Raw genomic sequence first — 4686 nt, 5'->3', positions numbered from 1 at the left:
CCCGGCCCGTCTGCATGCCACCACTGCAGCTGGCTGGCAACGGGATATCAGCTGGCTGCGAGACGCTTCTGCTCAGCCACCACGTCGAAATCAGCTGGCGGCCAGTCGAGATCCATGTCCTCCAGCACCTTGATCATCAACTCCTGGACGGCAATCCGGGAGTACCACTTGCGGTTGGCCGGGACGATGTACCAGGGGGCGTCATCCGTGTCCGTCTCGGCGATGGCAGCCCGGTAGGCGTCCATGTACTCGTCCCAATAGGCGCGTTCATCCACGTCCGTGGGACTGTACTTCCAGTACTTGTCCGGGCGCTCCAGCCGTTCGGCCAGGCGCTCCTTCTGCTCGTCCTTGGACAGGTGCAGCATCACCTTGATGATGCGGGTGCCACCCGCCACCAGTTCCTGTTCGAACGTGCGGATGTCCGCGTAGCGCTGCTCGATCTCGTCCATCGAAGCCAGCCCGCGGACCCGGTGGATCAGCACATCCTCGTAGTGGGACCGGTCCCAGACGCCCACATAGCCGTCCTGCGGGACGTGCGGGCGGATGCGCCAGAGGAAGTGATGCTCCTGCTCCTCCTCGGTGGGCGCCTTGAAGGCCGCGTCCTCCACGCCCTGGGGATCCATGGCACCGATCACGTGCCGCATGATCCCGCCCTTGCCGGCGGTGTCCATCGCCTGGACCACCAGCAGCAGGGAGCGGCCCCGCCCGTGCTCGTCCAGCGTGCCGGCCACGCCGTTGGCGTAGAGCAGCTCTTGGAGTTTCGCCAGCCGTTCGGCGCGGGCCTCGAGGGTGGCCTCGCCCTCGGCCTTGCCGCCGAGGTAGCCCGGCTTGGTGTCCGGATCCACATCCAGCGGCCCCCGGGGCTCCCTGGGTGTCCCGGGTGTGCAGCGGGCCCGCAGTGCATGCCACGGGTCCGCGTGGAACTCCATCACGTGCCGTTTAGCGCTCACGATAGTCCTCCAGGAAATCGGCGATGCGGCTGATGCCCTCCTCCAGGTCCCGCACGTTCGGCAGCGTGACGAGGCGGAAGTGGTCGGTGTCCGGCCAGTTGAAGGCACGGCCGTGGGAGACCAGGATCTTCTGGGCCCGCAACAGCTCGATGACGAACTTCTCGTCGTCCTCGATCCGGTAGACCTCCGGGTCCAGCCGCGGGAACAGGTACAGGGCGCCCTGAGCCGGCTGCACGCTCACTCCGGGGATCTCGGAGAGCAGCTTCTGCGCCAGGTTGCGCTGTTCCAGCAGCCGTCCGCCCGGCAGGATGAGGTCATTGACGGACTGGTAGCCGCCCAGGGCGGTCTGGATGGCGTGCTGGGCCGGGACATTGGCGCACATACGCATGTTGGCGAGCAGGGTCAGGCCCTCGAGGAAGTCGGCGGCCCGGTGCTTCGGCCCGGAGATGGCCACCCAGCCGGAGCGGAATCCCGCCACCCGGTAGGCCTTGGACAATCCAGAGAAGGTCAACGTCACGACGTCATCGGACAGTCCGGCAACGTTGATGTGACGGGCGCCGTCGTACAGGATCTTCTCGTAGATCTCGTCACTCATCAGCACCAGGTTGTGCCGGCGGGCGATGTCCACGATCCCATTGAGCACTTGGCGGGAGTAGACCGCCCCGGTGGGGTTGTTCGGGTTGATGATGACGATGGCCTTCGTCCGGTCCGTCACCTTGGACTCGATGTCCTCGAGGTCCGGGGACCAGCCCTCTTCCTCCACGCAGCGGTAGTGCACCGCGCTGCCACCCGAGAGAGTGGTGGCACCTGTCCACAACGGGTAGTCCGGGGCGGGGATGAGCACCTCGTCACCGTCGTCCACCAGCGCCTGCAGCACCATCGAGATCAACTCGGAGACGCCGTTGCCGATGAAGACGTCCTCCACATCGATGCCCATGATCCCGCGGGACTGGTAGTACTGGCTGACCGCGGTCCGGGCCGAGTAGATGCCCCGGGAGTCGGAGTAGCCCTGCGCGTGGGGCAGGTGGGAGACCATGTCCTTGAGGATGGCGTCCGGGGCCTCGAAGCCGAACGGGGCGGGATTGCCGATGTTCAGCTTCATGATGCGGTGGCCGGCCGCCTCCATGCGCTGAGCCTCCTCCAGGATCGGTCCGCGCACGTCATAGCGCACGTTGAGGAGCTTCGACGACTGTTTGATCTGACCGGTCCGTGTCTTTGCCATGGGCTCCATCCTAGAACCGCGGGCCGGCGGATCCCGGGAGTGACGGCGGAGGTCCGGTCAGAACCAGTTCTCGGGGGTCTCCTCGAGTCCGGCGGACACGAGCCAGTACTGGGCGGCCTCCTCGCCCGTGAGGTGGTCTGGTCCGGTGGCGAGCCGCTGGAGTTCGACCAGCATCTCGCCGTCGAGTTCCCCGGCAACCTCGTTCACCGCGTCCGATACCCCCTCGGGCAGGACGTCAGGCTCGGCGACCATGAGAACGCGCCCTTCCGGAAGAACCCGGCCTGCATCCCCGAGGGGTTCAAGGGCGTGATCGGCGATCGCCGGGTCAGTCCCGTACAGCAGCGCGACGTCGGCCCGACCGGTCACCAGGTCCGCAGCGGGTCCGGCGTCCCCCTCCTCGATCCACTCGGCCGGTTCGCAGCCGGCCAGCACGTCCAGCCGTTCGCCGTGCACGGCCGCGGCGGACGCCGGGGCGAACAGCATCCGGTCGCAGAGGCCATTCAGGTCGGCCAGGTCCTCCATCTCGTACAGTCCGGACAGTGCCGTGGTGGTGACCGCCTGCAGCCGCATGGTGCCCGAGGACGCTCCGATCACCTCGGTGCCCTCCGGAAAGTAGTCGGAGACCATGGCGGTGGTGCCCTGGGCATCTGCCGCGGGGCGCCCCTCGGGCAGGGGCGTGGGCGAGCCCGTGGCGGTCGGGTGACCGGTCGGCGAGGCTGGGGCCGGGTCCGACGGCGACGCGCTGGGTGACGCAGTCGCGCTCGCCCCGGCGCTGGGGCCGCCCGCGGACGGGGAGCCGGATGCCGAAGGCGAGGGGGACGGCGTCGGGATGTCCCCGGCGAGCAGCTCAGGGACGAGGTGGGTGGCCATGGCGAGGGTGTCCACCACGGCGACCTGCTGTTCCCCGGCCGCGCCCCAGGGTTCGGCGGACGGCTCCCCCACGGTGGCGGGGATACCCTTGTTCTCGAGGTGGCGCGCCAGCACCACGGCGAGCAGCTGTTCCTCCGGACGGGTCCCGGTGATGACGGAGACCGGTGTCTGCGTCGGCGAAGCCGTGGCCGCGGGGGTGCCCTCGGCCGTCGGGTCGTCATGGCCGGGGTTGGGCGTGCAACCGGACAGGACGCCAGCCGTCAGCGCGGTGGCCGCGATCAGGCCGCCGGCGCGCTGGGTGACCGAGCGGAGGGGCAGGCGACGAGACGAACGGGCCAGACGCGCCGGGGAGTCGGCCTTCTCCGCCCTCATCGGCTGACCCCGGCGAGCTCGAGGGCACGGTGCACGGTCGGCGAGGTGCGGTGGCGGTGCAGTTCCTCAAGGGGGATCCAGGCGGCGTCGATGGACGATCCGTCCACCTCCGGACGCAATTCACCCGAGAGGATGGTGGCCCGATACAGGACCTGGACGGTCAACAGGGGGCGTCCCGGGCGGGAGATGCGGTGGCCGCCCTCGATGGTGCGGCTGGTGACGCCGAGCAGGTCACCCAGCTCCGCCTGGTAGCCGGTCTCCTCCAGGATCTCCCGCACACAGGCCTCATTCGGCTGCTCTCCCAACTCGACCTGGCCGCCGGGCAACGTCCAGATGTTCTCGGTGGGCCCCTCCCATAAGCTCAGCAGCAGTGCACGGTCACGGATGACGACGCCGTAGGCGCCGACCCGGCTGTCGAAATCCATGCTCATCAGTCTAGATGTTGGGGATGAGCGCATCTGGAATACTGGATGGGTTGCAGAGCACACAGGAACGACATGGGATCACGAAGGGCTGGGATGACCGAGCACGACGGCGCTGAGCCGACGCCGGAGCTGCCGGAGGACCTCACGGCCCGCCTGAACGCGATCCTGGCCCGCCGTTCGCTGACGGGGGGACCCCAGGGTGAGCCGGACACGGCCCGCGGCTGGCTGGATGTCTCCTACGAGGCCGCCTACGCCGAGGACCTGGCCCGTGCGGCCCGTGCGGCCGAGACCGGCCTGACGGCCCCCGGCGGGCACGACCCGGTCAACCGCGCCAGCCTGTACCGCGCCTTGGCGTCCGTGGCCGCGCTGACCGGGGACCACACCGCTGCGACCCGTCACATCGCAGACCGCGCCCAGATCCTGGCCGATGCCGGCTATCCGCACCAGGCGCGGTTGGAATCCGAGCTCGGCACCATGTTGATCCGTGAGCCCGAATCATTCGAGGCCACCGTGCTGGAAGGCGTCCTCGAGGATGAGCGGACCCGGTCCGCCCACTCCGTGGATACCGTGCTGCCGGACGTGCTGGTGGCCCTGGCGGTCCGGCACGTCGAGGACGGCCGATTCGATCCCGCCGTCGACCTGCTGGAGGAGTGCCTCGAGATCCTCGACGCCCGGGTGGCGGCCGGCGTGCCGGTGCCCCCGGAGTCGTTGGCGTCCACGCGGATGTTCCTGGCCCATGTCCACCTGATGGGCCACCAGCCGGAGCGGTCAGCCGAGGTCGCCGACGAGGTCCTCGCCGGGCAGGCCAATCGCGCAGTGCGGGCCGCCATGTGGATGCTGAAGGGCG

At 69.1% G+C, this 4686-nt stretch carries 5 protein-coding genes; 1 reads left to right on the top strand and 4 read right to left on the bottom strand.

Going from position 1 to position 4686, the window contains the following annotated elements; translation table 11 throughout:
- Window positions 1–47 precede the first annotated feature (47 nt).
- Genes ABD134_RS13825 through ABD134_RS13810 form a run of 4 tightly spaced genes read right to left on the bottom strand, consistent with a single transcriptional unit; the run spans window position 48 to window position 3839 of the window.
- Entirely contained in the window at window positions 48–929 is an 882-nt protein-coding gene (locus tag ABD134_RS13825; RefSeq protein ID WP_378108300.1) for a PPK2 family polyphosphate kinase, read from the bottom strand.
- Between the two features lie 10 nt (window positions 930–939).
- Window positions 940–2172: a pyridoxal phosphate-dependent aminotransferase gene (locus tag ABD134_RS13820; RefSeq protein WP_344230374.1), complete on the bottom strand. Its 1233-nt coding sequence runs from the start codon at window positions 2170–2172 to the stop codon at window positions 940–942.
- A 57-nt stretch (window positions 2173–2229) separates the two neighbouring features.
- Complete coding sequence (locus ABD134_RS13815; RefSeq protein WP_344230372.1) at window positions 2230–3414, bottom strand: type 2 periplasmic-binding domain-containing protein; 1185 nt, start codon at window positions 3412–3414, stop codon at window positions 2230–2232.
- Window positions 3411–3839 (bottom strand): NUDIX hydrolase, encoded by a 429-nt coding sequence (locus ABD134_RS13810; RefSeq protein WP_344230370.1) that lies wholly within the window; start codon window positions 3837–3839, stop codon window positions 3411–3413. Before ABD134_RS13810 ends, ABD134_RS13815 begins: the two co-directional genes overlap by 4 nt.
- A 93-nt stretch (window positions 3840–3932) precedes the next feature.
- Between ABD134_RS13810 and ABD134_RS13805 the strand changes: the two genes are divergently transcribed.
- On the top strand, window positions 3933–4686 hold a 754-nt coding region (locus ABD134_RS13805), incomplete at its 3' end, for a hypothetical protein (RefSeq protein ID WP_344230368.1).

It is taken from the genome of Citricoccus alkalitolerans (genome assembly GCF_039528175.1).
GTDB classification, from domain to species: Bacteria; Actinomycetota; Actinomycetes; order Actinomycetales; family Micrococcaceae; genus Citricoccus; species Citricoccus alkalitolerans.
This window is presented reverse-complemented; position numbering and strand designations above follow the sequence as displayed.

Bases quoted from the DNA above. Each gene is read 5' to 3' on its own strand.
- ABD134_RS13825 (WP_378108300.1), bottom strand. From the start codon at position 929: ATGGAGTTCCACGCGGACCCGTGGCATGCACTGCGGGCCCGCTGCACA.
- ABD134_RS13820 (WP_344230374.1), bottom strand. From the start codon at position 2,172: ATGGCAAAGACACGGACCGGTCAGATCAAACAGTCGTCGAAGCTCCTC.
- ABD134_RS13815 (WP_344230372.1), bottom strand. From the start codon at position 3,414: ATGAGGGCGGAGAAGGCCGACTCCCCGGCGCGTCTGGCCCGTTCGTCT.
- ABD134_RS13810 (WP_344230370.1), bottom strand. From the start codon at position 3,839: ATGGATTTCGACAGCCGGGTCGGCGCCTACGGCGTCGTCATCCGTGAC.